The organism is Kitasatospora sp. NPDC059599, assembly GCF_042735125.1.
Lineage (GTDB): Bacteria > Actinomycetota > Actinomycetes > Streptomycetales > Streptomycetaceae > Kitasatospora.
The window spans coordinates 93,168-114,236 of record NZ_JBHWCL010000012.1; the positions used below are offsets into that span (position 1 = coordinate 93,168).

A 21,069-nucleotide genomic window follows, 5' to 3' on the forward strand; every position below is an offset into this window, starting at 1 on the left:
GCTCGTTCACGGCGACGTATCCGCCGGTCTCACCCCTTCCCCTCCGGGAGACCCCTGTGCGCAACCTCAACTCCCCCTCCCTCACGCTCTCCCGCGACGCCCTGCGTGACGGCATGACCCGTGCCGGCTGGCCGCCCGCCTCCATCGCGGACGCCGAACTCGCCCTGGTCGAACTCATCGTCAACGCCTGGCGTCACGGTGGGACGACCTCCCCGGTCGTCCTCATCCTCTTCCTCGCCGACACCCTCCGCGTCACGGTCTCCGACCGCAGCCCGAGCCTCCCGGAGCAGCAACCCCTGTCCGTCCTGGCCGAATCGGGCCGGGGCCTGCAGCTCGTCGCGGGCCTCACCCACCGCTGGGGCGTCGACCCCCAGTACCTCGGCAAGAGCGTCTGGTTCGAGCTGCAGCTGGACGGTGCCGCGTGAGCGCCCACCACCCCATCCGCCCCACCGATCCGGCCCTGCTCCACCTCACGGTCCGCCAGCTTTCCGAGCTGATCATCGAACTCCGCACCGAGGGGCGCGAGTTCGGCCTCCTCTGGCCCTCCGCCGCCCCGGGGGAGACCAATCTGCACGGCCTGCGCCTCATCAACCTCGGCAACATCCCGGCCAGCACGCTGATCAATCTCCTCGCGCTCCTCCGCGCGTACAAGCGCAGCCGTGACGCCCGCCCCTGATCTCCTGCGCACCTGTCCGCTTCCCGCGTAGGCTCTCCGCCCGGCCGGGGGATCCGCCCCCGGCCTGCGGTGCGCCAACTGTGCGCCAATCACCGGGAGAACCAGCGTGATACTCGAACTCCGTACCTACCGCCTGAAGCCGGGCACCCGTGCCGACTTCGTCCGCGTGATGGCCGAGGAGGCCGTTCCGCTGCTCGAAGCGGCCGGCATCCGGGTCGTCGACCACGGGGCCTCACTGGTCGACGAGGACGGGCACGAAGAGGCCTACCTGATCCGGGCGTTCGACTCCGTCGAGCAGCACCGTTCGCAGGAGGACGCCTTCTACGGCAGCGACATCTGGCGTCAGGGTCCGCGTGAGGCGATCGTCTCGCGCATCGAGAGTCTCCACTCGATCGTGATCGAGGTCGCCGAGGGCGCCGTCGAGGCCTTCAAGCGGTCCTGACGTCCAACTGGCCCCGTCCGTCCGAGACCCCGGCAGGTCTCGGGCCGCGTGGCCGGGTCACCCTCGGGGCCAGGGCCGCCCGTCGATGTCCTCGATGCTGCTGTTGAACCGGTGCAGGTACCCGGCGAACCGCTCGACGTCCTCCTCCGGCCAGTCGGCCATCACGAGGTCCAGGGCCCGGACGTGGGCCGCGCGTTCGTCGGCCAGCCGCTGCTGTCCTGCCTCCGTCAGCCGGAACTTGCGGGCGATGCCGCCGTCCGGATCGGGGATGCGTTCCAGCAGTCCCGCGCTCTTCAGCGCCGCCGTCTGCCGGTTGAGGGTGGACACGTCCAGGCCGAAGGCGTCGCTCAGCTGTCCGATGGACATCGGACCTTGGGCGTCGACCCGGCTGAGCAGGATGGCGACCCCCGCCCCCCGTACCGGTCCGATCGTCGCCACGCTCGCGTTCACCGGCACCGTCGCCGCGATCATGCAGACCCTGGTCACCCCGCTGATCAGCGAACTGCCCCGACTCCTGCACACCACGGCCTCCAACGCCTCCTGGGTGATCACCGCGACCCTGCTCTCCGCCGCCGTGTTCGTCCCGATCAGCGGCCGCCTCGGTGACCTGCTCGGCAAGCGGACGATGCTGATCGCCTCCTGCGTCCCGCTGCTGCTCGGCTCGGTGCTGTGCGCCCTGTCCTCGTCCGTGGTGCCGATGATCACCGGCCGGGCGCTGCAGGGCATGGGCATGGGCCTGGTGCCGCTCGGCATCAGCCTGCTGCGCGACGTCCTGCCGCCCGAGCGGCTCGGCTCAGCGATCGCGCTGGTCAGCGCGTCCATGGGGATCGGCGGCGGCCTCGGCCTGCCGATCGCCGCCGGTGTCGCCGACTACGCGAGCTGGCGCGTGCTCTTCTGGGGCACCGCCGCCCTGACCGTCGTCATCATCGCGATGATCCGGACCGTGGTCCCCGCCCCGGCGCCCGCCACCCGCCCCGCCCCGGGCGGGCGCTTCGACCTCGTCGGCGCCGCCGGGCTCAGCGTCGGCCTGGTCTGCCTGCTGCTGCCCGTCTCCAAGGGCGGCGACTGGGGCTGGGGCAGCACCCGCACCCTCGGCCTGTTCACCGTCTCGGCCGCCGTCCTGATGCTCTGGGCCCGCTGGGAGCTGCGCGTCGCCGCCCCGCTGGTGGACCTGCGGGTCACCACCTGCCCCCGGGTGCTGCTGACCAACGTCGCGTCCGTCCTGGTCGGATTCGGCATGTACGCCCAGGCGCTGGTCCTGCCGCAGCTGCTGCAGCTGCCGACGGCCACCGGTTACGGGCTGGGCCAGTCGATGCTGGCGATGGGCCTGTGGATGGCGCCGGGCGGGCTGATGATGATGGTCGTCTCGCCCCTGGGCGGCCGGCTCTCCGCCGCGCGCGGGCCGAAGTTCACCCTGGTCATGGGGGCGCTGGCGATCGCGGCCGGGTACGGGCCGGCGCTGCCGCTGATGGGGTCCACCTGGGGCGTGCTGATCGCCGGGATCGTCTCCAACGGCGGTGTGGGTCTGGCCTACGGTGCGATGCCCGCGCTGATCATGAGCGCGGTCCCGCTGTCCGCGACGGCGTCGGCGAACAGCTTCAACACCCTGATGCGTTCGCTGGGCACCTCGGTGTCCGCCGCCGTCGTCGGCGTGGTGCTGTCGCAGCTGACCGTCACCCTGGGCGGCCACACCCTCCCGTCGGAGGGCGGCTTCCGGGTCGGTCTGGTGATCGGCTGCGGCGTCGCCCTGGTCGCGGCCGCCGTCGCCGCCGTCATCCCCGCCGTCGTCCCCGCCCCGCCGGCTCCCGCGCTGCGGTCGGTGCCCGCCCGGGCGGTCGAGGACGGTGAGGCGGTGAACCCCGCCACCGCCTGACCCGGCGCGGGGTCCGGTCGGGTCCGGCCCGGCGGGGCCGGGCCCCGCACCGCCCCTACCGGAACGCCGACAGGTTGCGAACGGCCCACGCGCCGAAGGGTGCGGCCGGGCGGCCCAGGACCGCCGCCACGTCGGGGCTGATCGTCAGTTCGGCCGGGAGCGGGAGCCCGAGGACGTCCAGCGTTCCGGGGATGACCTGCTCCGGCATGAACCGGGCCAGGTGGGCGTGCGCCTGCTCGCGGGACAGCTCCACGAAGGCGACCTCCTCGCCCAGCGCTTCGGCGAGGGCCGCGGCCTGTCGGCGCGGGCTGATCAGCTCGGGGCCGGTCAGTTCGTAGGTGCGGCCGGCGTGCCCGTCCTCGCGCAGGACGGCCGCGGCGACCGCCGCGATGTCCGCCGGGTCGACGACGGGCAGCGCCACGTCGCCGAACGGGGCGAAGACCGTGCGCTCGGTGCGGACCGTCTCGGCCCAGGCGAAGGCGTTGGAGGCGAAGCCGCCGGGGCGCAGGACGGTGACGTCCCGTCCGGATGCGCCCAGGGCGTCCTCGAACTGCCGCAGCCGGGCGTGCGACGGCGAGTCCGGGCGGGTGGCGCTGACCTGTGAGGAGACCAGGACGATCCGTTCGACCCCGGCGTCCGCGGCGGCGTCCAGCAGGGCCTCCGGGCTCTCGCCCCGGCTGTTGAGCTCGCCGCCCAGCAGCAGGAACAGTGCTCGGGACCCTTCGAGGGCGGGCCGCAGGCCCGCGGTGTCGCCGAGGTGGCCCCGCGCCCAGCGGACGCCGGTCGCGGGGGCGGCGGGCTGCGGCTGCCGGGACACGGCCACCACCTGTTCGCCCGCTCCGGCCAGCAGTTCCACCAGCGTCCGGCCGATGTTGCCGGTGGCGCCCGTCACTGTGATCATCGAGATCCCCTCCCGTTGTGAGTTAGTTGGCTGACTCAGAAAGACCGTAGCACACGTCCACGGGAGGCTGTCTATAGTCAGTCGGGTGACTGACTCAGTGAATCGGCGCGTCCAGGCGTCGCAGAAGCGTCGGCGGCTCGCGGCCGCCGCGGCCCGGGTCCTCCACGAACAGGGCGTCGAGCGCACCACCCTCGCCGACATCGCGCGCGAGGCGGACGTCCCGGTCGGCAACGTCTACTACTACTTCAAGACCAAGGACGAGCTGGTCCGGGCGGCGCTGACCGAGCACGGCGCCCACCTGGACGAACTCACCGAAGCGCTGGAGCGCACCGCCGACCCCCGGGACCGCCTCAAGGCACTGGTCGAAGCCTGGATCGGGCAGCGCGACATCGCCGCCCGGTTCGGCTGCCCGACCGGCACCCTGGCCGCCGAACTCGACAAGCGGGACGACGGAGTCCTCGACGCGGAGGCCGGCGCAGTGATCCGGCGCCTGCTCGACTGGGCCGGGCGGCAGTTCCGTGAGCTGGGCCTGCCCGACCCGGACGGCCTGGCCCTCACCCTGGTCGCCGGCTACCAGGGCATGTCGCTGCTGGCCAACGCCCTGCGCGACCCGGACGTGATGACCCGCGAAGGCGCCCGGCTGCTGGGCTGGCTCGACTCGCTGGAGGCGCCGGAGGGGAGCTGACCCCGGCGCGGCGCGGCGCGGCGGAGCGGGGCCGGGACCGGGGTCCCGGTGCCGGGGGGCCTGACGCCTACCGGAAGTCCGCCGCGTGGTCCCGCACCCAGCTGCGGACGTCGCGCGGCGGCCGCCCCAGCACCCGCTCCACGGTGTCGGTCACCCGCTCCGGCTCGCGCGTGAACGACTCCCAGGCCCGCAGCCGGGAGTCGACGAACGCGGCGTTCCCCCAGGCCGCCGTCAGCTGCTCGCGGGCCGGCTCCGGCGCCAGCTCCTCCCACCGCAGGCCGACGCCCAGTTCCTCGCCGATGATCCCCGCCAGCTCGGCGTGCGACAGCGACTCCGGCCCGGTGACCACGTACCGGCAGCCGTGGTGCCCGTCCTCGGTGAGCGCCCGCACCGCGACGTCCGCGATGTCCTTCTCGTGCACCAGCGAACGGCGCGCCCGCCCGTACGGCCACCGGACCACACCCGCCCGCACCTGGTCGGCCCAGGCGAGCAGGTTGCCCGCGAAGTCGATCGCCCGCACGAAGGTCCAGTCCAGGCCGGACCGCCGGACCAGCCGCTCGATCTCCTGGTGGAAGACCACGGCCGGTTCGTCGTCCGCGAGGTCGGCCACGTCCGCCGACAGGTAGACGACGCGCTTCGCGTGGCGGGCGATCAGCTCGACGACCCCGGGTTCCACGGGCAGCCCGGGCCACATCAGGTAGACCGCCTCCACCCCGCCGGCCAGCGCGGGCTCCAGGCTCTCCGGCACCGTCAGATCGCCCCGCACCGCCTCGACCCCCGCGGGCAGCGCGTCCTTCGCGGTGCCGCGGACCAACGCCCTTACCTCGTGGCCGTCTTCGGCCAGCGAGGCCACGACGTGCCTGCCCACACTGCCGTTCGCGCCGATCACCAGAATCTTGGTCATGCCCGGCCAACGCCGTTCGAGCGGAGGCTATGCCCGGACGGTCAGCAACCGGACTCGTCCGGGCCGACGGGCGTCAGCCCGGCCTGCCGGGCCAGCCATTCGGCGCGTTCGAGGTCGCCGCTGCGGAAGTGGATGAACAGCGTGTGGTCCTCGGACGGCCGGTCGAAGTCCGCGTTGCGGCTGTTGAGCACGATCTGCAGGTGGGCGTCCTTGGCCCGCGGCTTCAGGTCGAGCTCCGGGACGGCGGGCCAGGCGAAGCCGCCCCAGTACAGCGCGGCGGGCCCGGACCCGACGATGCCGAGGAAGCGCTCCTCGACCGACCCCGGGGGCCGCTCGAAGACGTCGACGTCGAACGGGGCCAGCTCGTCCACCCGCGGATCCCCCGTTTCGAACAGGGCGCGGACCTCGGCGCTGCTCTCGGGATGCGTCCGGTCGGAGGGCGACACCCAGCTGCCGGGGAAGGCTTCGAGCACCTGCCGCGCCTCCGCCGACGTCATCCCCAGCGCGTGGCAGTCCACCGAGACGCGGCCCCACGGCTCGGTGAAGTCCAGCAGGAGGCGGGCGGTGTCGTGGAGGGCCTGCCGGTCGGGCGTGCGCAGGACCGGAAGGGCCCGGGAGGTGCTCATGGCACGGAGTCAACCAGCCCGGGCAGGGCGCGGCACGCCGATATTCGGCCCGACGGCCGACGGCCGACGGCCGACGGCCCGACGCCCGACAGCCGCCGCCCGACGGCCCGGCAGCCCGCCGCCTCGCCTGCTCGCACCGGCGGCCCGGAGCCTCGTCGCGCGCGGGAAGCCGACCCGGCACGGAAAGTCGACCCCGCCGACTTCCCACGCGGGGGCAACGACGGTGTTTCCTCCCGGCCCCGCCCGGTCGGAAAATGATCACGGGGGCCGGCCGCCGGCGCTACCCTCGCCGGATGTCCGACGAACCCCTGCGCCTCACCGTCCTGGGGAGCGCGACGCCCTACCCGAGCGCCGACAACCCCTGCTCCGGCTACCTGGTGTCCGGAGCGGGCGCCCGGGTGTGGGTGGACGCCGGCAGCGGCACCCTCGGTCCGCTGCAGCGCCACGCCCGGCTCGACGAGCTGGACGCGATCTGGATCTCGCACCTGCACGCCGACCACTGCGCCGACCTGCTCACCGCCTACTACGGCGCGCTCTACGCGGACGTCCGGCTCGCCGCGCCGATCCCGCTGTACGGCCCGCGCGGAACCGCCGACCGGCTGGCGGCCTTCCTGACCAACACGGCGCGGCGCAGCCCGGTCGAATCCGCCTTCGCCGTCACCGAGCTGTCCGACGGCCACCGGGTGCGGGTCGGTGGTCTGACGCTGGTGAGCCGGGCGGTGGAGCACGGCATGCCGGCCTTCGCCCTCCGGGTGGAGGCCGGCGGCCGCTCCCTCGTCTACTCCGGTGACACCGCCCCGTGCGACGCGCTCACCGAACTCGCCGACGGCTGCGACCTGTTGCTCTGCGAGGCGGAGAGCTCCGAGCCGGAGCCGGGCGACGGGGCCCCGGTGCACCACACCCCCGAGCAGGCCGGCACCACCGCCGCGGCGGCCCGCGCCTCGCGCCTGCTCGTCACCCACGTCGGCCGCGCCATGACCCCGGCCGAGGCCGTCGGCCGGGCGGCGGCCCGTTTCGCCGGTCCGGTCGCCCACGCCGACCCGGGCGCGGTCTTCCCGGTCCGACCGGCGGCCGGGTCCTCATGAGGGGTCAACCACCCACCCGTACCACGTACTTGCCCGTGGCCCGGCGCTGCTCCATCGCGTCGTGCGCGGCCGCGACGGCGGTCAGGTCGGGCACTTCGGTGACGGGGAGCTTCAGGCCGCCGTCGGCGAGGAGGTCGAGGACCCGGCGGATGGCGCGGGCCAGCCGGTCGGGGGCGGTGGCGGCCAGGCCGCGGTGGCTGAAGCCGGTGACGGTCAGGTTGCCCGCCATCAGGCGGCCGAGCGGGGGCAGGTCGGCGACGGCGCCGCCGCCCGCGTTGCCGAACAGGACGATACGGGCGCCGGGTGCCGCCACGGCGAGGTCGAGTTCGAGGGCCTCGGTGCCCAGCGGGTCGAGGACGAGGTCGACGCCCCGGCCGTCGGTGGCGTTCCGGACGGCTTCGGACAGCGCCTCGTCGCGGGCGAAGGCGTGGTCGTAGCCGGAGGCGACCGTGGCGGCGGCCTTCTCCGGGCGGCCGACGGTGCCGATCAGCCGGCCGCCGCCGAGCAGCGGGACGAGCTGGGCGACGGCGTTGCCGATGCCGCCGCCCGCCGAGTGGACCAGCACGGTGTCGCCGGCGTCGAACCGGCCAGCGTCGGTCAGCAGCAGCATCGCGGTGGCCAGGCCGAGCGGGACGGCGGCGGCCTCGCGCAGGGCCACGCCGTCCGGGAGCGGCACGGTGAGCGCGGCTTCGGCGACCGCCACCTCCGCGAGGCCCGCGCCGACGGGCGCGGCCACGACCCGGTCGCCGACGGCGAGGCCGGTGACGCCCTCGCCGATCTCCCGGACCGTGCCGGCGACCTCCTTGCCGGGCCGGTACGGCCACTCCGAGGTGTAGCCGCCGTCGCCGCGGCGGGCCATCACGTCGACGAAGTTCAGTCCGGCGTAGGCGACGTCGATCGCCACCTCGCCGGGCCCCGGGGTCGGTGCCCCGATCTCCCGGATCTGCGAGTTCTCGGCCCCACCGGGTGCGGTCATCACCAGTGCGCGCATGTCGGTCCCCCTCGACTACGATGTTCGACGAACTACGAAATTGACGCGGGACAGTGGTACCACGCAGTTTCCATGGATGTCGAACATCGCAGATCAGATCGCAGATCAGGGAGGTCTGACCGTGCCCCGCAGCACCCGCCGCCGACCAGCGCTCGCACACCCCGCGACCGAGGAGATCGACCTCCTCGACGTCCTGCACGCACTCTCCGACCCCACCCGGATGACCATCGTCGGGGTGCTGCGCGCCGAACCCGAACGGGCCTGCGGCACCTTCCCGGTGGACGTCGCGCCCTCCACGCTCAGCCACCACTTCAAGGTGCTGCGCGAGTCCGGCCTGATCAGTCAGCGGGAGGAGGCCAACCGCCGCTTCTCCACGCTGCGGACCGTCGACCTGGAGCGGCGCTTCCCCGGCCTCCTCGACACCGTCCTCGCCGCCTACGGGCGACCCGGGGGCGAGCCCGGGGACCGTGGCGGCGAGGACGGGGTGTGCGGCGGCGGCCCCGGGGTGCGCGGCGGCGAGGCCGGGTAGCCGGCTCAACGGTGCCGCCAGACCGCCCAGTTCTGCCGTGCGTCGGCCCGCTCGACGTACCAGGCGGCGGGGTGGTCCGGCCAGTAGGCCTCCGCCGGCTGCCCCGCCGGGGGCAGCGGGGTGACCAGGGCGCTCGCCTCCGCCGGCAGGGGCTGCCAGCGGGGGTCGAGGAACCAGACCCGGCCCCGGTAGACCTCGAAGGCCTGGGTGCCGCGCAGCGACCAGTCGAGGTCCCAGGCGAAGACCACGTTGTCGCCCGCCCCGACCCCCGAGTCACGGGTGAAACCCGTCGCCAGGCCCTCGCGCCACTTCGCGTGCGGCGCGGCGACCTGCGCGGTGATCGTCGTGGTCGCGAAGGCGGCGAACAGGGCCAGTGAGACGCCGATCGCCGGGAGCACCCGCCGCCCGCCGGACAGGCGCACCAGGACCACCGCGGTGAGCACGACCAGCGCGGCGGCGGTGGCCCGGAACATGTCGAGCCGGCCCCAGTCACCGGCCAGGAACGAGCTGTCCGGCATGCCCCAGAGAATGAAGACCTCGGTGCGCAGCTTGGAACCGGCCGACTCGACCACCGTCCCGGCGAGCAGCACCATGAGCCCCGCCGTCACGGCCGCCGTCCGGCCCAGCGCGCGGCGTCCGCGTCCGGCGAGCAGCGCGATGCCGATGACGAAGGCCGCCGGGACGAGGTAGGAGGTGTAGCGGGCGTACACCCAGTCGTCGATCCGGCCGTCGGCCGGCAGCGCGGCGGCGGAGGCCAGGGCGGTGCCGAACAGCAGTGCCACCAGCACGCCGCCGGTGACCCGGAGCTCCCGCGGGAGGCGGCGGTCGGCCACCGCGCACAGGCAGGCGACGACGGCCAGCCCGCCGATGCCCCAGGTGGAGGCGGTGAAGTACCAGATCTGCCCGGCGGTGCGGGTGAGCGTCCGCTGGGCGGCCCCCGGATCGGTCAGCCCCCGCCAGAGGAACCCGCCGACATCGCTGTTCGCGACGGTGAACTGCGCGTGCAGCCAGGCCGACAGCAGCTGCGCGCCGAGCACGCCGAGGCCGAGCGCGGCCAGCCCGGCGACCGTGGCGCGCCACGGCGCGCGGCGCAGCAGCAGGACGCCGAGGAGGACGGCGGCGGTCAGTGCGACCACCACGCCGCCGCGGTCGTGCGTGGCCATCGCGTAACCGGCCGCCGCACCGGCCCCGACGGCGTGCCAGGTGCGGCGCCGCCCGGTGCCGTCGGCGAGCCAGCCGTGGAGGCAGAGCAGCCAGGCGAGGATCAGCACGGGCAGGACGGCGTCGGTCAGCGCGAACTGCGAGTAGAAGATCACCGGCGGCAGCAGGGCGGTCACGCCGCCGAAGACGTACGCGAGCCGCCGGCGCAGACCGAGCCGGCGCAGGGCGACGTAGGCGAGCGGCAGCACCAGCGCGTTGACCGCGGCGTTGATGACCATGATCAGCCGGTAGGCGGTGACCGGGTCGTCGGCCAGGCGCAGCGCGGGGGAGATCAGCAGGGGGTAGCCGCCGGGGATGACCACGCCGACCGGGATCTCGGTCGTCGGGCGGCCCGCGAGGACGCGTGCCAGGACGAGGTAGGAGTCCTCGTCGGGGTGGACGGACGGGAAGCTCATGTGCCGGACCAGGACGAGCCGGAACAGCAGCTCGGCGACGTATCCGGCGACCAGGACGACCCCGGGGTGGAGCGCGAGGGCCCGGGTGGTGAGGGCCCGTGCGGCCCGCCCTGCGGCCGTGGGCCGGGTGGCGGCGGCCGGGCGGACGGCCGTGGGTCCGGTGGCCGGGTCGGTGCCGGCGGGCCGGGTGGTGGTGAGTGGCGGCATGGGCCGCACCCCTTCTGTCGGACGACTGTATATGTCGTTGGACTGTATATGTAGTCCGATTGGTTCCGGAGAAGGGGTGCGGCATTCGGATCAGGCCCGGATCACCGGGAGGGCGGCGGGCTGGTCGGGAACAGGCTCGCCAGCGGGTTGACGAACTCCCTGGACTCCAGGCAGGCGGGGCCCGGGGACTGCATCAGCCCGGCCTCCAACTCGCGGAAGCTGTTGGCCGGATCGGTCTTGGCCAGTGGCAGGTAGATGAAGATCTCCGTGTTCTTCGGGAGCAGGCGCGGGTGGACGGTCAGCACCATCGGGCTGTTCCCGGGCCGCAGCTCGATGTCCCACCCGGCGTTGAGATCCACGTGCTCCGGCTGCTTCGGCCGCTTGGTCCGGCAGCCGGGCTCGCCCGCGTAGACCCGGGCGCGGATCCCGAACCGGTCCAGGTCGTGCTGCAACTGGACCGTGTCCACCGGTTTGTTCTGCTCCAGGATGCTGAGCCGGACGACGTCCTCGGCGCTCTCCAGGGTGTACGCGACCGTGCTGGCGTTGCCCAGGGACCGGCCGGTGTCGTCGTTCATGGCCCCCGGGTCGTCGGTCGCGAAGGTGAGGAGGGCCCCGGCCACCGCGGCGGCCAGTCCCAGCGGGAGGGCCGCCCGCAGGAGCAGGGTGCGTCGGCGGGAGGCCCGCCGGGGGGCGGCGGTGTCGGCGATGCTGTCCATCAGGTGGTCCTTCATCAGGAGGAAGCGGCCCTGGTCGAGTTCCGGGGCGGCCGCGGCCGGCAGCAGCCGGGCCATCTCCTCCCGATCGGCCCGGTCGGACCGGTCCCGGGGGGTGGCGCTCATCGGATCGTCTCCTTGGTCGGCCGGACCGCGGACGTGCGGTCACCTGGTACCTGTCCGGTGCTGCCCGGGCGCTGCGCCGCGCGCGCGGAACGCGCCGCGGCCGCCGAGGCCACCTCCCGCGCCGTCAGCTCGCGCAGCCGGGTCCGGGCGCGCGACAGCCGGGAACGGATCGTGCCCACCGGTCTGCCGAGCGCCTCCGCGACCGCCGAGTGATCCAGCCCCTCCCACACGCAGAGCGCGAAGACCTCCCGCTCGGTCGGCCGCAGCTGCTCCAACGCGGCCTTCGCGGCGGCCAGTTCCTCGGCATCGGCGATCCGCCCCGCCAGCTCGCCGGAGAAGTCCGGCACGACCTCGCGCGGCGGAAGCTTCGCCAGTGCCTTCTGGTGCCGGCGCGCCGCCCGGCGGGTGTTGCGGATGACGTTCCCCGCGATCCCCAGCAGCCACGGCGCCAGGCTGTCGCCCTCGGGCGCGATCCGCGCGCGCACCCGCCAGGCCTCCAGGAAGGTCAGTGAGACCACGTCCTCGGCGACGGTCCGGTCCCCGGTCATCCGTACCGCGTGCCGGTACACCGTCCGGGCATGGTCCTCGAAGACCTGCCCGAACGCCTCGGCGTCCCCGGCGCGGATCCGCGCCCGTATCGATTGCTCCACACCCGGTCCTGTCCGGCGGACCCCGCCCGCTGCGGTGATCCGCGTCACATCGGGCCGCTCCCGCTCCGGCGCGTGACGCCCCGCCGGGCCGTGCGGGACGCGCCTCAGGCCGTGCGGGAGAGCGCCGCCGCTGCCCGGTGGCGGCGGTGGTACGACACGGCCACGGCGGCGAGCAGCGGTGCCCAGGCGACGGTGGGCAGGTAGAGGAAGCCGACCAGGAAGTGGCCCGGCGGGGTCATGCCCGTGCCCGGCATGGCCCACCACCCGGCGAACGGCGTCCAGAGCACGGCCAGCCCGGCGGCACCGAGCAGCGCCGCGCGAACCACCACGCGGGGGGCGACCGGGCGACCGCCGACGAACGGGACCCAGCGCGGCGGCACCGTGCCCCAGGGCCGGACCAGCCCGAGGGTGAGCAGCGCCAGCGCCTCGGTGAACAGACTCAGGAAGACCAGCCACACCGCGCCCCAGCCGGTGAACCCCATCGCCTGGTAACCCGCGTCGGTGTAACCGCCGTGCCAGCCCGCGACCAGGCCGAGCCGCCACAGCCCGGCCGGCAGCGCGGTGGCGGCCGCGACGTGCGCGGCCCGCACGGCCCACCGGGGCGGGGCCGGCACGGCGGCCCGGATGGCAGCGGCCCGGGCGGCGGCAGCGGCCCGGGCGGCGGCAGTGGTGGTACCCGCGGCCGGGGCGGCGACGTGCGCGGTGGCGGCGGGCTGGGTCATCGTCATGCCCCCACGGTCCCGCCCGGCCCCGGGCCGCCGCGTCCACCCGGCGACGGGCTTCGCCGGCGGTCCTCCCCCGGGCGGGGGAGGACCGCGTCACCCTCCCGCCCGGGGCCGGTCCCCGGTCGAGGGCCGGTCGGGTGTCCTTCCGGGCAGTCGTCGTTCCGATCGGTCGGCCCTTCGTCGGTCGGCCCTTCGTGCGGCCGGTCGGCCTCCCGGCCGGACTCAGCGCAGACGCGAGGAGGACAGGATCGACGCCAGGTGCGCGACCACCATGCCCCAGGTGATCACCGTGATCCCCGCGAGCGCCGCCCGCGTCGCGTCCAGGTTGCCGAGCCCGCTGTCCACCGCGGCCGCGGCCAGCAGCACCAGCGAGGCCTCGATGCCGTTCGTCACCCGGTGGATCTTGAACACCGAGGCGAACCGCCGGGCCGTCGCGATGCCCTGCGACCGCGGCTGGGTCGACTCCTCGTCCGCCGGCGGCTGCCCGCTGCGGGCCCGGGCCACGTCCACCAGGTCCGTCGACGCCTTGAGCAGCACCACGCCCAGCGCGGCCGCCAGGCCCACCGACACCCACAGCTCCGAGCCGCCGCGCGCCGCCCGGACACCCGCGCCGATCATCAGCGCCGCGTCCGCCAGGTAGGCGCCGAGCCGGTCCACGTACACCCCGGCCATGCTGAACTGCCGCTTCCAGCGCGCGACTTCGCCGTCCACGCAGTCGAACAGCAGGAACAGCTGGAACAGCACGGCCGCCAGTACCGCGCCGGTCAGCCCCGGAATCAGCAGGGCCGCGCCGCCGCCGACCCCGCACACCACCATCACCCAGGTCAGGGTGTTCGGCGACACCGAGGTGCGGACCAGCTGCCGGGTGGTCAGCAGCGAGATCCGCCGCATGTACAGCCGGCCCGCCCAGTGCTCACCGTTGCGGCTCTGCAGCTTGGCCTGCGGCTGGCACACCTCGCGCAGCTCGGCGAGCGCCGGAGCAGCCACCATGACGACATCCCTCCACCTGTCCCGTAACGATCACCACAGGCTACGGCCTCCCCGGAACGCCCCGACCAGCCGGTACGGCCCCTGCCGCACGGCAGTACCGCCGTGCGGCAGGGCGAAAACCGGTGGGCCCCCCGACGGCCCCCGGGCTAGGCTGCGCGGGTTCGCCGGAACCGGAAGCCCCGGGCCCGACCACCCTTTCCCCACAAGCCCGTTGACGTGCTCCGAGACTGTCCGCAGTCGACCCGGAACGGACTCCGGAACGGACCCAGGAACGGGTCCGTCGCGGTCCCGTCAAGGACCCGGAATGGTCCCGATCAAGGACCCGGACGGTCCCGTCGCGGACCCGGACGGTCCCCGGAGCAGGACGAGGAGCGCAGAGCCATGGTGACCACGGGCAACCCGTCGCCCAGCCCCGAACCGGCCCGACTGCTCGACGACCACCGCCCGCAGGGCCCGGTCGAGACCGCCGACCACGAGCGGGCCCGCAGCCTCCTCGACACCCCCGACCCGTGGAACCGCAGCACCTTCCCCCTCCACTTCACCGCCTCCGCGCTGGTCGTCCACCCGCCGACCCGCCGCGTCCTGCTGCGCTGGCACGTCCGCCAACAGGCCTGGCTGCAGATCGGCGGCCACGGAGACCCCGGAGAGACCCGGCCACTCGACATCGCCCTGCGCGAGGGCCGGGAGGAGACCGGCCTCACCGACCTCACCCCGTGGCCCGACGCCGCCCTGCTCCACCTCGCCGTGGTCCCCGTCCCGGCCTCGCCCGCCGAACCCGCCCACGACCACGCCGACCTGCGCTTCCTCCTGGCGACCGCCACCCCGGACCGGGCCCGCCCGGAGAACCCGGCCTCCCCGCTGGAGTGGCTCACCGTCGAGGAGGCCAAGCGGCGCACCACCGAGGACAACCTCCGCGAGACCCTCGACCGCGCCGCCCGCCTGCTCCCACCCGCCTGACGGCCCCTGCCCGGCCTGCGCGCCCACCCGTTCGCCCGGCCTGCGCGCCCGGCCCGTTCGCCCACCCGATCGCTCGACGCCCCACCCTGGAGACCACCGGATGCACACCGACCAGATCCTCATCTTCGACGCCGACGACACCCTCTGGGAGAACAACGTCCTCTTCGAGCGGGTCATCGACGGCTTCCTGGACTGGGTCACCACCCCGGCCGAGCGCGACCGGACCCGGTCCCTCCTGGACGGCATCGAGGCCACCAACTCCGCCAGCCTCGGCTACGGCGCCACCGTCTTCCGGCAGAGCCTCGCCGACTGCCTGCACCAGCTCAACGACGGCCGCACCCCCACCCCGGCCGAGTACGCCCGGATCGACGAACTGCTGACGCCGCTCAACACCCGGCAGGTCGAACTGATCCCCGGCGTCGCCGACACCCTCACCGCCCTCGCCGACCGCCACCACCTGCTCCTGCTCACCAAGGGCGACCAGGACGAGCAGCAGGGCAAGGTCACCGCCTCCACCATCGACCACCACTTCCGGGGCGTCCACATCGTGGCCGAGAAGTCGGTCGACACCTACCGGCAACTGACCGCCGACCTGGGCCTCGACCCGGACCGGACCTGGATGATCGGCAACTCGCCCAAGTCCGACATCGCCCCCGCCCGCCGGGCCGGCCTGCGCACCGTCTTCATCCCGCACGAGCACACCTGGGTGCTGGAGCACGAGGACCTCGGCCCGGACGAGGCGACGCTGCAGCTCGGGGCCTTCCCCGAACTGCTGCGCCACTTCTGACCCGGCCGGTCCGGCTCCCGGACCGGCCCGGCCCGGTTCAGCCCCACCGCCCCGGCCCCACCGGGACAGCCCAACCGGGACGGCCCGACGGCCTCAGACCGGCAGTACCGCCACCGGCGCCGGCGTCCCGTCCCGGTACAGCCAGGCCCGCTCGGCGGCCGACCACGCGCTCGTCGTCAGCAGGTACAGCGCGGCGGCCACCGGCACCAGCATCGCGAACAGCACCGACCCGAACGACAGGTACGGCAGCAGCCCCGCCCCCGGCTGAGGGGTGGGCTGCGCCGCCGCCGCACGCCGCGTCCGGCGGAAGTTCACGTACCCGACCGCCGCCAGCCCCGCGTACAGCACCCCGAACACCGCGACCTGCCCGGCGCCGTGCGCGCCACCCACGTGCAGACCCAGCGGCACGCCGAACAGGGTGTGGTCGAGCAGGTCGTTCGGGGTGGTGAACAGCCGGTACATCACCGAGAAGAACGGGATCTGCACCAGCACCGGCAGACACCCCGCGAACGGCGACACCTGCTCCTCCCGGTACATCGCGGCCAGCGCCTCCTGCAACTTCTCCGGGCGCTTCTCGTGCTTCTTCTTCAACGCGGCGACCTTCGGCGCGAGCACGGCCCGCGCCTTCTCCCCGCGCGCCGCCGCCCGCGCCAGCGGATGCAGCGCGAGCCGGACGGCGACGGTGAACAGCACGATCGCCAACGCGGTCGGCAGGACGTGGGCGATGGCGGCGACGACGGTGTGCGCGACGGCGACGGCAGGATCGAGAACGGCGAGAACGGACATGGTGAAGCGAGCCCTCCGGGGTCTCAGGACATGAGTGAACGGCGGAGGACGGCCGCGAAGAAGCCCGGAGCCGCGAAGCTCCGGAAACCACGAGGGGGTTACGCGGCCGCCAGGGCCGCCCCCGGCGCCCTGGGGCGTCGCCGGCCCCGGGCATCCGGATCACGCTGCGGAAGGAACGCCGTACCGAACGCCCGACGTCGCAGCATCCCGCTGCGCACCGCCGCCGGCGCCCGCGCCCCCAGGAGCCGAGCCCCCGCCAACGCCCCGGCGACCGCCCCGGCCACCAGCGTCACGGCCGCGACGGCCGCGACGGACGCCAGCGTCCCGCTCTCACTCCCCAGGTCCCCGGTCAACACCCGGAGCAGCCCCAGCAACATCGCAACCACAGCCACGGCCCACTCCTCCTCGGTGTCTCGCCGGTTCCCGGACGTACAGGCAGGACGATCCTACGACCCCCCGGGTTCCCGCACGCCACCCGATTTCTCGCTAGGGCGCATCCATCGCGTCCACCCACACCCGCGTACCCCCGTCCGCCTCCACCGCCAGCGCCGGCGCGAGGACCCACCTGAGCCGGCGCCTCCGCCGCGGTGCCGTCATCGCGTCTCCCGGCCGGGGTCCGCGACCGTGCCCTCACGGTCGGCGCCCCCGGTGGTGTGGGGCGGGTCGGCCGGGGGTGGGCCGTCCTGGCCGTTGAGCCACGGGTTCCCCTCACTGCTTCCGGCCATCGACGGCAGCCCCCCTCCGGGCGAACGATCAGTGGTCGAACCTGGCGGACGGGGCACGGCGGGGAGGGGTTTTTCCGGTGGCGCGCGGGGTGTAGCCGGTGGTGCTACGTGGGGCTACCTTGGAAGCATGAAGACGATTACCCAGCGGGAGTTCCGGAACAACTCCGCCGCGGTGATGGATGCGGTGGAGGCGGGGGAGACCTTCCACATCACCAGGAACGGGGTCGAGGTCGCGGAGCTGCGGCCGGTGTCGGGGCGGCGGCGGCTCACCGCGGAGGAACTGGTGGCGCGGCACGTGAAGTTGCCGCGGGTGGACTACCAGCAGATGCGCAAGGAGGCCGAGGAGGACTTCGGGCCTGAGGAGCTGGTGGGCGACGGGGGCGACGACCCGTTCGAGCGGCGGCGTGGCTGAGCGCCGGAGGGCGTCGCGGCGGCGGCCCGCCGGGGTGCTGGACACGTGCGTCTACATCGACCTGGCGCTGCTCAGCCCGGCGGACCTGCCGGCCGTGCCGGAGCTGACCGCGATCACGTTCGCGGAGCTGCAGCAGGGCGTGTCGATGGCCCGTGACCCGGCGAGCCGGGCGGCGCGGCTGGAGGTGCTGGGTGCGGCGATGGCCGACTTCGATCCGCTGCCGTTCGACGCGGCCGCCGCTGCCCGCTACGGGACGTTGGTCACGCTGACCATCGCTGCGGGGCGGCAGCCGCGGCCGCGTCGGATCGACCTGATGATCGCCGCCGTGGCCTCGGCCCACGGGTTGCCGCTGTACACCCGCAACGTGGCGGACTTCCGGGGGCTGGGCTCGGCGGTGGAGGTCATCGGGGTGTGAGGGCGGCGGTCCCGTCCTGTTCGACCCGGTCGGCGAGGGCGGCGGCGTACCGCAGGGCCTCGCGGTGGCTGTGGCTGCGCAGTAGGACGGTGTTGTTCCCGCCGCCCTTGCCCCGGTCGGGGCCGGTGGCGGTGCCGACGGCCCAGCGGGGGCGGCCGGTGAGCCGCAGGGCGAGTGAGCGCAGGCCGGTGTTCAGGCCGACGAGGACGACGTAGAGGAGGAAGAGGAGGAGGCCTCCGCCGCCTGCGGCGCTCAGGTCGGTGGCGGGGATCGGGTCGTGGTTGTCGAGCGGCTTGCGGGTGGCGCGGAAGCGTCCGAGCCACACCACGGCGATCCGTACGGGCACTTCGTCGGGTCCGGTGACGTCGAGGTAGCCGATGGACCCGGCCCGTTCGCCCTTCGCCCAGGCCGCCCGTTCCGCGGCGATGGACTCGGCCCGTAGGCGTTCGCGGCTCTCGGCCTCGATGACCTTCCGGCGTTCTTCGAACCGCGCGGTCCAGGCCTTCTCGCGCTCCTTCTGCTCGGCGGACCAGGCCCGTTCGCGTTCGCGACGCTCGTCGGCGTCGATCTGCCGTCCCCGCTGACTGTTCATCCGCTCATCGTAGGAATCGGGTCCGCGGGGGCGACAGGTTCCGGCGAGGCTTTCGTCAGCGCAGGCGGACCGTGGTGCCGGTCGCGGCGGAGGCGCGGGCGGCCTCCAGGACGGTGAGGGTGGCCACCGCGTCGTGCGGGTCGACCGGGGGCGGGGTGCCGGGGTCGGTCAGGGCGGCGGCGATGCCCGCGTAGAAGGCGGGGTAGTCGCCGGGGTCCGTCGGGAGGGTGATCGTCGACTCGTCGGTGCCGAGGGTGCCGTAGTACGAGGGGTCGTCGGCACCCCACGGGTTGGTGCCGTCGGGGCGCAGGCCCGCCCGCAGGTCCGCTTCCTGCGGGTCCATGCCGGGCTTGACGTACCCGGCGGTGTCGCCGAGCACCCGCAGCCGGGGGCCGATCAGCGGGGTGATGGCGCTGGTCCACAGGTGCGAGCGGGTGCCGGAGGCGTGGGTGAGGGCGAGGAAGGCGTCGTCGTCCACGACCGCGCCGTCGCGCCGCACGTCGATCTCCGCGTAGACCGTCTCGACGGGCCCGAACAGGGTGAGCGCCTGGTCGATCAGGTGGCTGCCCAGGTCGTACAGCGTGCCGCCGACCTCGGCCGGGTCGGCGAGCTCGCGCCAGCCCGGCTTGGGCTTGGGGCGGAAGCGTTCGAAGCGGGACTCGAAGCGGTGGACCCGGCCGAGGGCGCCGCCGCGCACCAGGCGGCTGGTGGTGAGGAAGTCGCCGTCCCAGCGCCGGTTCTGGAAGACGGAGAGCAGGACTCCCCGCTCCTCGGCGAGCCGGCACAGTTCCAGCGCCTCGGCGGCGGTGCCGGCCAGCGGCTTGTCCACGACGGTGGCCAGACCGGCCCGCAGGGCGGCGCGGGCGAGCGGGGCGTGGGTGCGGTTGGGCGAGGCGATGACGACCAGGTCGAGTGCGTCCGGGTCGGCGATCAGCTGCTCGGGGGTGTCCACGGCGCGGGCGCCGGGGTGTTCGCGCGCCAGCTGCTCGCGGCGTTCGGGGTTGGCGGTGACCACGGCGTCCAGCCGCAGCCCCGGTGTGGTGGCGATCAGCGGGGCGTGGAAGGCGGAGCCGGCCAGGCCGTAGCCGATCAGGCCGACGCGCAGCGGCCCGTCGGGCAGCGGCCGGTCGGGCAGGGTGCGGGAGGTCTGCGGGTTCATGCGGCCTACTCAATCACGAGGCGCCCGGTTGCTCCCGGTTTGCTGCACGGCCCCCGGAGGGCGTCGACGGCTTCGGCGCGGGGCGGTCGTCGGGGAGGGTCACCGACTCGTCGTCGGGGAAGACGGCCGGTTCGTGGTCGGGGCAGTCGACGCGCAGCCGGCCGTCACCGAAGGGGGCGTCGACGAAGTCGCAGTGGTGCGGTGCGCGCGGGTCCTCGGGGTGCGCGTCGGGCCGGTAGAAGCGGCAGGTGACGCAGGTGCGGGAGACCGGGACGGCGTCGTGGCGCTGGAGTGCGCGGATCATCGTGGTGGTGCCGCGGAGCATCGCGGCCACGGTGTCCTCGTCGAGTGCCGCGAGCGCCTCGCCGAGCGGTGGGGGGACGACGGCGAGGCGTTCGGCCTCGGCGCGGCCGGCGTCGGTGAGGGTCAGGGTGACGGCGCGCGAGTCGGCCCGGTCGCGTCGACGGTCCACCAGGTCCTTGCCGGTGAGGGCGCGGACGGCGTCGCTGACGGTGGGTGCGGTGGAGGCGAGCGCGGTGACGATCTCGCCCTGGCGGCGGGGCCGCGGGTCGCCGGCCAGGAACAGCAGGATGTCGGCCTGGAGCGGGGTGAGCCGGACCGGGCCGGTGTGGTGCCAGGTGCTGAGGCGGACGGCCTGGCCGAGCCGGGTGAGGCCGATCAGCAGTTGTTCGCTGGGGGAGAGCCCGGGCAGCTGGTCCGCCATGGGGTCGGGTCCTCTCCGCTGGGTGGCGTTCGATGCCCTTGCATTCTAGGCAGTGCCAACTATATTTGGCACTGCCAACAATCACTTGGCACTGCCAACGAACGTCCATCGCAGCGAACGGAGAGCACAGCCATGCCCCGACTCGGCACGATCGACCCCGCGACCGCCGGACCCGACGCCAAAGCACTCCTCGACAAGGTCGAGCGGGCCCTCGGCGTGACGCCCAACATGATGCGCGCCATGGCCGCCTCGCCCGCCGTCCTGGAGGCCTACCTGGCCTTCGCCGGCGCCCTGGCCAAGGGGCGCCTCGGCGCCGGCCTGCGGGAGCAGATCGCCCTGGTCACCGCCGTCGAGAACGCCTGCGACTACTGCTACGCCGCCCACCACGTGCTGGGCGCCCGGGCCGGCGTCAGCCCGGCCGACCTCGCCGCCGGCGGCCACGCCGGCGCCGCCGACCCGAAGGAGGCCGCCGCCCTGCGGTTCGCCCGGGCCGTGCTCCGCAGCAAGGGCTTCGTCTCCGACGAGGACCTCGCCGAGGTGCGCGCGGCCGGCTACGGGGACGGAGAGATCGGCGAGATCATCGGCGCGGTCGCGCTGAACTCCTTCACCAACTGGTTCAACTCGGTCGGCCGGACCGAGATCGACTTCCCGGCCGTCCCGCTCCCCGAGCCCGCGCCGCTCCACGCCTGAGGCGCCGGCGGCGGCGCCGGACTCAGGGTCGGACCCGACCCCGACCCGGACCCGGCGTCGACCCGGCGCCGAAGCGTCCGCCC

26 protein-coding genes and 1 pseudogene are annotated in these 21,069 nt (G+C 74.4%); 12 read left to right on the plus strand and 15 right to left on the minus strand.

Annotation, left to right across the window (positions count from 1 at the left end; genetic code table 11):
- The first annotated feature begins 56 nt into the window (after nucleotides 1–56).
- From ACFV04_RS07005 to ACFV04_RS07015, 3 genes are all read left to right on the plus strand, one after another.
- Nucleotides 57–425: an ATP-binding protein gene (locus ACFV04_RS07005; protein WP_380339310.1), complete on the plus strand. Its 369-nt coding sequence runs from the start codon at nucleotides 57–59 to the stop codon at nucleotides 423–425.
- On the plus strand, nucleotides 422–676 hold the full coding sequence (locus tag ACFV04_RS07010; RefSeq protein WP_380527322.1) for a hypothetical protein: 255 nt from the start codon (nucleotides 422–424) through the stop codon (nucleotides 674–676). Before ACFV04_RS07005 ends, ACFV04_RS07010 begins: the two co-directional genes overlap by 4 nt.
- Nucleotides 677–782: 106 nt before the next feature.
- Entirely contained in the window at nucleotides 783–1,118 is a 336-nt protein-coding gene (locus tag ACFV04_RS07015; protein WP_380527324.1) for an NIPSNAP family protein, read from the plus strand.
- Nucleotides 1,119–1,175: 57 nt separating this feature from the next.
- Here ACFV04_RS07015 and ACFV04_RS07020 read toward each other — a convergent pair.
- A pseudogene (locus ACFV04_RS07020) lies at nucleotides 1,176–1,517 on the minus strand (MarR family winged helix-turn-helix transcriptional regulator); the annotation flags it as partial.
- Here ACFV04_RS07020 and ACFV04_RS07025 point away from each other — a divergent pair.
- Complete coding sequence (locus ACFV04_RS07025) at nucleotides 1,516–2,991, plus strand: MFS transporter (RefSeq protein ID WP_380527327.1); 1,476 nt, start codon at nucleotides 1,516–1,518, stop codon at nucleotides 2,989–2,991. The pseudogene ACFV04_RS07020 and the gene ACFV04_RS07025 sit on opposite strands and share 2 nt — an antisense overlap.
- Before the next feature lie 55 nt (nucleotides 2,992–3,046).
- Here ACFV04_RS07025 and ACFV04_RS07030 read toward each other — a convergent pair whose 3' ends face one another.
- Nucleotides 3,047–3,892, minus strand: a complete 846-nt coding sequence (locus ACFV04_RS07030; RefSeq protein WP_380339298.1) for an SDR family oxidoreductase — start codon at nucleotides 3,890–3,892, stop codon at nucleotides 3,047–3,049.
- Between the two features lie 97 nt (nucleotides 3,893–3,989).
- On the opposite strand from ACFV04_RS07030, the gene ACFV04_RS07035 reads away from it, so the two are divergent.
- Nucleotides 3,990–4,577 carry a TetR/AcrR family transcriptional regulator gene (locus tag ACFV04_RS07035; RefSeq protein ID WP_380527357.1) on the plus strand — a complete coding sequence of 196 codons (588 nt, stop codon included), beginning with the start codon at nucleotides 3,990–3,992 and terminating at the stop codon, nucleotides 4,575–4,577.
- A gap of 67 nt (nucleotides 4,578–4,644) precedes the next feature.
- Here the strand turns inward: ACFV04_RS07035 and ACFV04_RS07040 are convergent, their stop codons facing one another.
- Both ACFV04_RS07040 and ACFV04_RS07045 read right to left on the minus strand, forming a co-directional pair.
- Nucleotides 4,645–5,481 carry an SDR family oxidoreductase gene (locus ACFV04_RS07040; RefSeq protein WP_380339295.1) on the minus strand — a complete coding sequence of 279 codons (837 nt, stop codon included), beginning with the start codon at nucleotides 5,479–5,481 and terminating at the stop codon, nucleotides 4,645–4,647.
- A 41-nt stretch (nucleotides 5,482–5,522) separates the two neighbouring features.
- On the minus strand, nucleotides 5,523–6,107 hold the full coding sequence (locus tag ACFV04_RS07045) for a hypothetical protein (protein ID WP_380527330.1): 585 nt from the start codon (nucleotides 6,105–6,107) through the stop codon (nucleotides 5,523–5,525).
- 293 nt (nucleotides 6,108–6,400) lie between these two features.
- Between ACFV04_RS07045 and ACFV04_RS07050 the strand changes: the two genes are divergently transcribed.
- A complete protein-coding gene (locus tag ACFV04_RS07050) occupies nucleotides 6,401–7,192 on the plus strand; it encodes an MBL fold metallo-hydrolase (RefSeq protein WP_380527332.1) in 792 nt (263 codons plus the stop codon).
- A gap of 4 nt (nucleotides 7,193–7,196) precedes the next feature.
- Here the strand turns inward: ACFV04_RS07050 and ACFV04_RS07055 are convergent, their stop codons facing one another.
- Nucleotides 7,197–8,183 (minus strand): zinc-binding alcohol dehydrogenase family protein, encoded by a 987-nt coding sequence (locus ACFV04_RS07055; protein WP_380527335.1) that lies wholly within the window; start codon nucleotides 8,181–8,183, stop codon nucleotides 7,197–7,199.
- A gap of 121 nt (nucleotides 8,184–8,304) precedes the next feature.
- Here ACFV04_RS07055 and ACFV04_RS07060 point away from each other — a divergent pair, with 121 nt between their 5' ends.
- On the plus strand, nucleotides 8,305–8,712 hold the full coding sequence (locus tag ACFV04_RS07060) for an ArsR/SmtB family transcription factor (protein ID WP_380527337.1): 408 nt from the start codon (nucleotides 8,305–8,307) through the stop codon (nucleotides 8,710–8,712).
- 5 nt (nucleotides 8,713–8,717) lie between these two features.
- Here ACFV04_RS07060 and ACFV04_RS07065 read toward each other — a convergent pair whose 3' ends face one another.
- The 5 genes from ACFV04_RS07065 to ACFV04_RS07085 all read right to left on the minus strand — a co-directional run bounded on the left by ACFV04_RS07065 (nucleotide 8,718) and on the right by ACFV04_RS07085 (nucleotide 13,739).
- On the minus strand, nucleotides 8,718–10,535 hold the full coding sequence (locus ACFV04_RS07065) for a phospholipid carrier-dependent glycosyltransferase (protein ID WP_380527340.1): 1,818 nt from the start codon (nucleotides 10,533–10,535) through the stop codon (nucleotides 8,718–8,720).
- A gap of 101 nt (nucleotides 10,536–10,636) precedes the next feature.
- Complete coding sequence (locus tag ACFV04_RS07070) at nucleotides 10,637–11,374, minus strand: hypothetical protein (protein ID WP_380339277.1); 738 nt, start codon at nucleotides 11,372–11,374, stop codon at nucleotides 10,637–10,639.
- Complete coding sequence (locus ACFV04_RS07075; RefSeq protein ID WP_380527342.1) at nucleotides 11,371–12,024, minus strand: RNA polymerase sigma factor; 654 nt, start codon at nucleotides 12,022–12,024, stop codon at nucleotides 11,371–11,373. Before ACFV04_RS07075 ends, ACFV04_RS07070 begins: the two co-directional genes overlap by 4 nt.
- A 104-nt stretch (nucleotides 12,025–12,128) precedes the next feature.
- The gene (locus ACFV04_RS07080) at nucleotides 12,129–12,752 is read right to left on the minus strand and encodes a hypothetical protein (RefSeq protein WP_380527344.1); all 624 of its coding nucleotides are present in this window, start codon (nucleotides 12,750–12,752) and stop codon (nucleotides 12,129–12,131) included.
- 219 nt (nucleotides 12,753–12,971) lie between these two features.
- On the minus strand, nucleotides 12,972–13,739 hold the full coding sequence (locus ACFV04_RS07085; protein ID WP_380339268.1) for a CDP-alcohol phosphatidyltransferase family protein: 768 nt from the start codon (nucleotides 13,737–13,739) through the stop codon (nucleotides 12,972–12,974).
- 381 nt (nucleotides 13,740–14,120) lie between these two features.
- Here ACFV04_RS07085 and ACFV04_RS07090 point away from each other — a divergent pair, with 381 nt between their 5' ends.
- Both ACFV04_RS07090 and ACFV04_RS07095 read left to right on the plus strand, forming a co-directional pair.
- Nucleotides 14,121–14,696, plus strand: a complete 576-nt coding sequence (locus tag ACFV04_RS07090) for an NUDIX hydrolase (RefSeq protein WP_380339267.1) — start codon at nucleotides 14,121–14,123, stop codon at nucleotides 14,694–14,696.
- Between the two features lie 100 nt (nucleotides 14,697–14,796).
- Nucleotides 14,797–15,483 carry an HAD family hydrolase gene (locus ACFV04_RS07095; RefSeq protein WP_380339264.1) on the plus strand — a complete coding sequence of 229 codons (687 nt, stop codon included), beginning with the start codon at nucleotides 14,797–14,799 and terminating at the stop codon, nucleotides 15,481–15,483.
- A 93-nt stretch (nucleotides 15,484–15,576) separates the two neighbouring features.
- Here the strand turns inward: ACFV04_RS07095 and ACFV04_RS07100 are convergent, their stop codons facing one another.
- Nucleotides 15,577–16,269: a YidC/Oxa1 family membrane protein insertase gene (locus ACFV04_RS07100; RefSeq protein WP_360253264.1), complete on the minus strand. Its 693-nt coding sequence runs from the start codon at nucleotides 16,267–16,269 to the stop codon at nucleotides 15,577–15,579.
- 98 nt (nucleotides 16,270–16,367) lie between these two features.
- A complete protein-coding gene (locus tag ACFV04_RS07105) occupies nucleotides 16,368–16,646 on the minus strand; it encodes a DUF6412 domain-containing protein (RefSeq protein WP_380527358.1) in 279 nt (92 codons plus the stop codon).
- A gap of 475 nt (nucleotides 16,647–17,121) precedes the next feature.
- Between ACFV04_RS07105 and ACFV04_RS07110 the strand changes: the two genes are divergently transcribed.
- Together ACFV04_RS07110 and ACFV04_RS07115 are read left to right on the plus strand one after the other, a co-directional pair.
- Nucleotides 17,122–17,406, plus strand: coding sequence for a type II toxin-antitoxin system Phd/YefM family antitoxin (locus ACFV04_RS07110; RefSeq protein WP_380339259.1), 285 nt, complete (start codon nucleotides 17,122–17,124; stop codon nucleotides 17,404–17,406).
- Nucleotides 17,399–17,821 carry a type II toxin-antitoxin system VapC family toxin gene (locus ACFV04_RS07115; RefSeq protein ID WP_360253258.1) on the plus strand — a complete coding sequence of 141 codons (423 nt, stop codon included), beginning with the start codon at nucleotides 17,399–17,401 and terminating at the stop codon, nucleotides 17,819–17,821. Before ACFV04_RS07110 ends, ACFV04_RS07115 begins: the two co-directional genes overlap by 8 nt.
- On the opposite strand, the gene ACFV04_RS07120 is transcribed toward ACFV04_RS07115, so the two are convergent.
- Genes ACFV04_RS07120 through ACFV04_RS07130 form a run of 3 tightly spaced genes read right to left on the minus strand, consistent with a single transcriptional unit; the run spans nucleotide 17,808 to nucleotide 20,296 of the window.
- Nucleotides 17,808–18,413, minus strand: a complete 606-nt coding sequence (locus ACFV04_RS07120) for a hypothetical protein (protein ID WP_380527349.1) — start codon at nucleotides 18,411–18,413, stop codon at nucleotides 17,808–17,810. The two genes, ACFV04_RS07115 and ACFV04_RS07120, sit on opposite strands and share 14 nt — an antisense overlap.
- A gap of 55 nt (nucleotides 18,414–18,468) precedes the next feature.
- Entirely contained in the window at nucleotides 18,469–19,572 is a 1,104-nt protein-coding gene (locus ACFV04_RS07125) for a Gfo/Idh/MocA family oxidoreductase (RefSeq protein ID WP_380527352.1), read from the minus strand.
- Between the two features lie 13 nt (nucleotides 19,573–19,585).
- The gene (locus ACFV04_RS07130) at nucleotides 19,586–20,296 is read right to left on the minus strand and encodes a MarR family winged helix-turn-helix transcriptional regulator (RefSeq protein WP_380339249.1); all 711 of its coding nucleotides are present in this window, start codon (nucleotides 20,294–20,296) and stop codon (nucleotides 19,586–19,588) included.
- A 132-nt stretch (nucleotides 20,297–20,428) separates the two neighbouring features.
- On the opposite strand from ACFV04_RS07130, the gene ACFV04_RS07135 reads away from it, so the two are divergent.
- Complete coding sequence (locus tag ACFV04_RS07135) at nucleotides 20,429–20,986, plus strand: carboxymuconolactone decarboxylase family protein (protein WP_360253250.1); 558 nt, start codon at nucleotides 20,429–20,431, stop codon at nucleotides 20,984–20,986.
- The last annotated feature ends 83 nt before the right edge of the window (nucleotides 20,987–21,069 follow it).

Excerpts from the sequence above, each read along its gene's own strand:
- ACFV04_RS07025 (WP_380527327.1), top strand. The coding sequence starts at position 1,516 with ATGGCGACCCCCGCCCCCCGTACCGGTCCGATCGTCGCCACGCTCGCG.
- ACFV04_RS07030 (WP_380339298.1), bottom strand. The coding sequence starts at position 3,892 with ATGATCACAGTGACGGGCGCCACCGGCAACATCGGCCGGACGCTGGTG.
- ACFV04_RS07040 (WP_380339295.1), bottom strand. The coding sequence starts at position 5,481 with ATGACCAAGATTCTGGTGATCGGCGCGAACGGCAGTGTGGGCAGGCAC.
- ACFV04_RS07045 (WP_380527330.1), bottom strand. The coding sequence starts at position 6,107 with ATGAGCACCTCCCGGGCCCTTCCGGTCCTGCGCACGCCCGACCGGCAG.
- ACFV04_RS07050 (WP_380527332.1), top strand. The coding sequence starts at position 6,401 with ATGTCCGACGAACCCCTGCGCCTCACCGTCCTGGGGAGCGCGACGCCC.
- ACFV04_RS07055 (WP_380527335.1), bottom strand. The coding sequence starts at position 8,183 with ATGCGCGCACTGGTGATGACCGCACCCGGTGGGGCCGAGAACTCGCAG.
- ACFV04_RS07065 (WP_380527340.1), bottom strand. The coding sequence starts at position 10,535 with ATGCCGCCACTCACCACCACCCGGCCCGCCGGCACCGACCCGGCCACC.
- ACFV04_RS07070 (WP_380339277.1), bottom strand. The coding sequence starts at position 11,374 with ATGAGCGCCACCCCCCGGGACCGGTCCGACCGGGCCGATCGGGAGGAG.
- ACFV04_RS07080 (WP_380527344.1), bottom strand. The coding sequence starts at position 12,752 with ATGACGATGACCCAGCCCGCCGCCACCGCGCACGTCGCCGCCCCGGCC.
- ACFV04_RS07085 (WP_380339268.1), bottom strand. The coding sequence starts at position 13,739 with ATGGTGGCTGCTCCGGCGCTCGCCGAGCTGCGCGAGGTGTGCCAGCCG.
- ACFV04_RS07090 (WP_380339267.1), top strand. The coding sequence starts at position 14,121 with ATGGTGACCACGGGCAACCCGTCGCCCAGCCCCGAACCGGCCCGACTG.
- ACFV04_RS07095 (WP_380339264.1), top strand. The coding sequence starts at position 14,797 with ATGCACACCGACCAGATCCTCATCTTCGACGCCGACGACACCCTCTGG.
- ACFV04_RS07100 (WP_360253264.1), bottom strand. The coding sequence starts at position 16,269 with ATGTCCGTTCTCGCCGTTCTCGATCCTGCCGTCGCCGTCGCGCACACC.
- ACFV04_RS07105 (WP_380527358.1), bottom strand. The coding sequence starts at position 16,646 with ATGTTGCTGGGGCTGCTCCGGGTGTTGACCGGGGACCTGGGGAGTGAG.
- ACFV04_RS07110 (WP_380339259.1), top strand. The coding sequence starts at position 17,122 with ATGAAGACGATTACCCAGCGGGAGTTCCGGAACAACTCCGCCGCGGTG.
- ACFV04_RS07120 (WP_380527349.1), bottom strand. The coding sequence starts at position 18,413 with ATGAACAGTCAGCGGGGACGGCAGATCGACGCCGACGAGCGTCGCGAA.
- ACFV04_RS07125 (WP_380527352.1), bottom strand. The coding sequence starts at position 19,572 with ATGAACCCGCAGACCTCCCGCACCCTGCCCGACCGGCCGCTGCCCGAC.
- ACFV04_RS07130 (WP_380339249.1), bottom strand. The coding sequence starts at position 20,296 with ATGGCGGACCAGCTGCCCGGGCTCTCCCCCAGCGAACAACTGCTGATC.
- ACFV04_RS07135 (WP_360253250.1), top strand. The coding sequence starts at position 20,429 with ATGCCCCGACTCGGCACGATCGACCCCGCGACCGCCGGACCCGACGCC.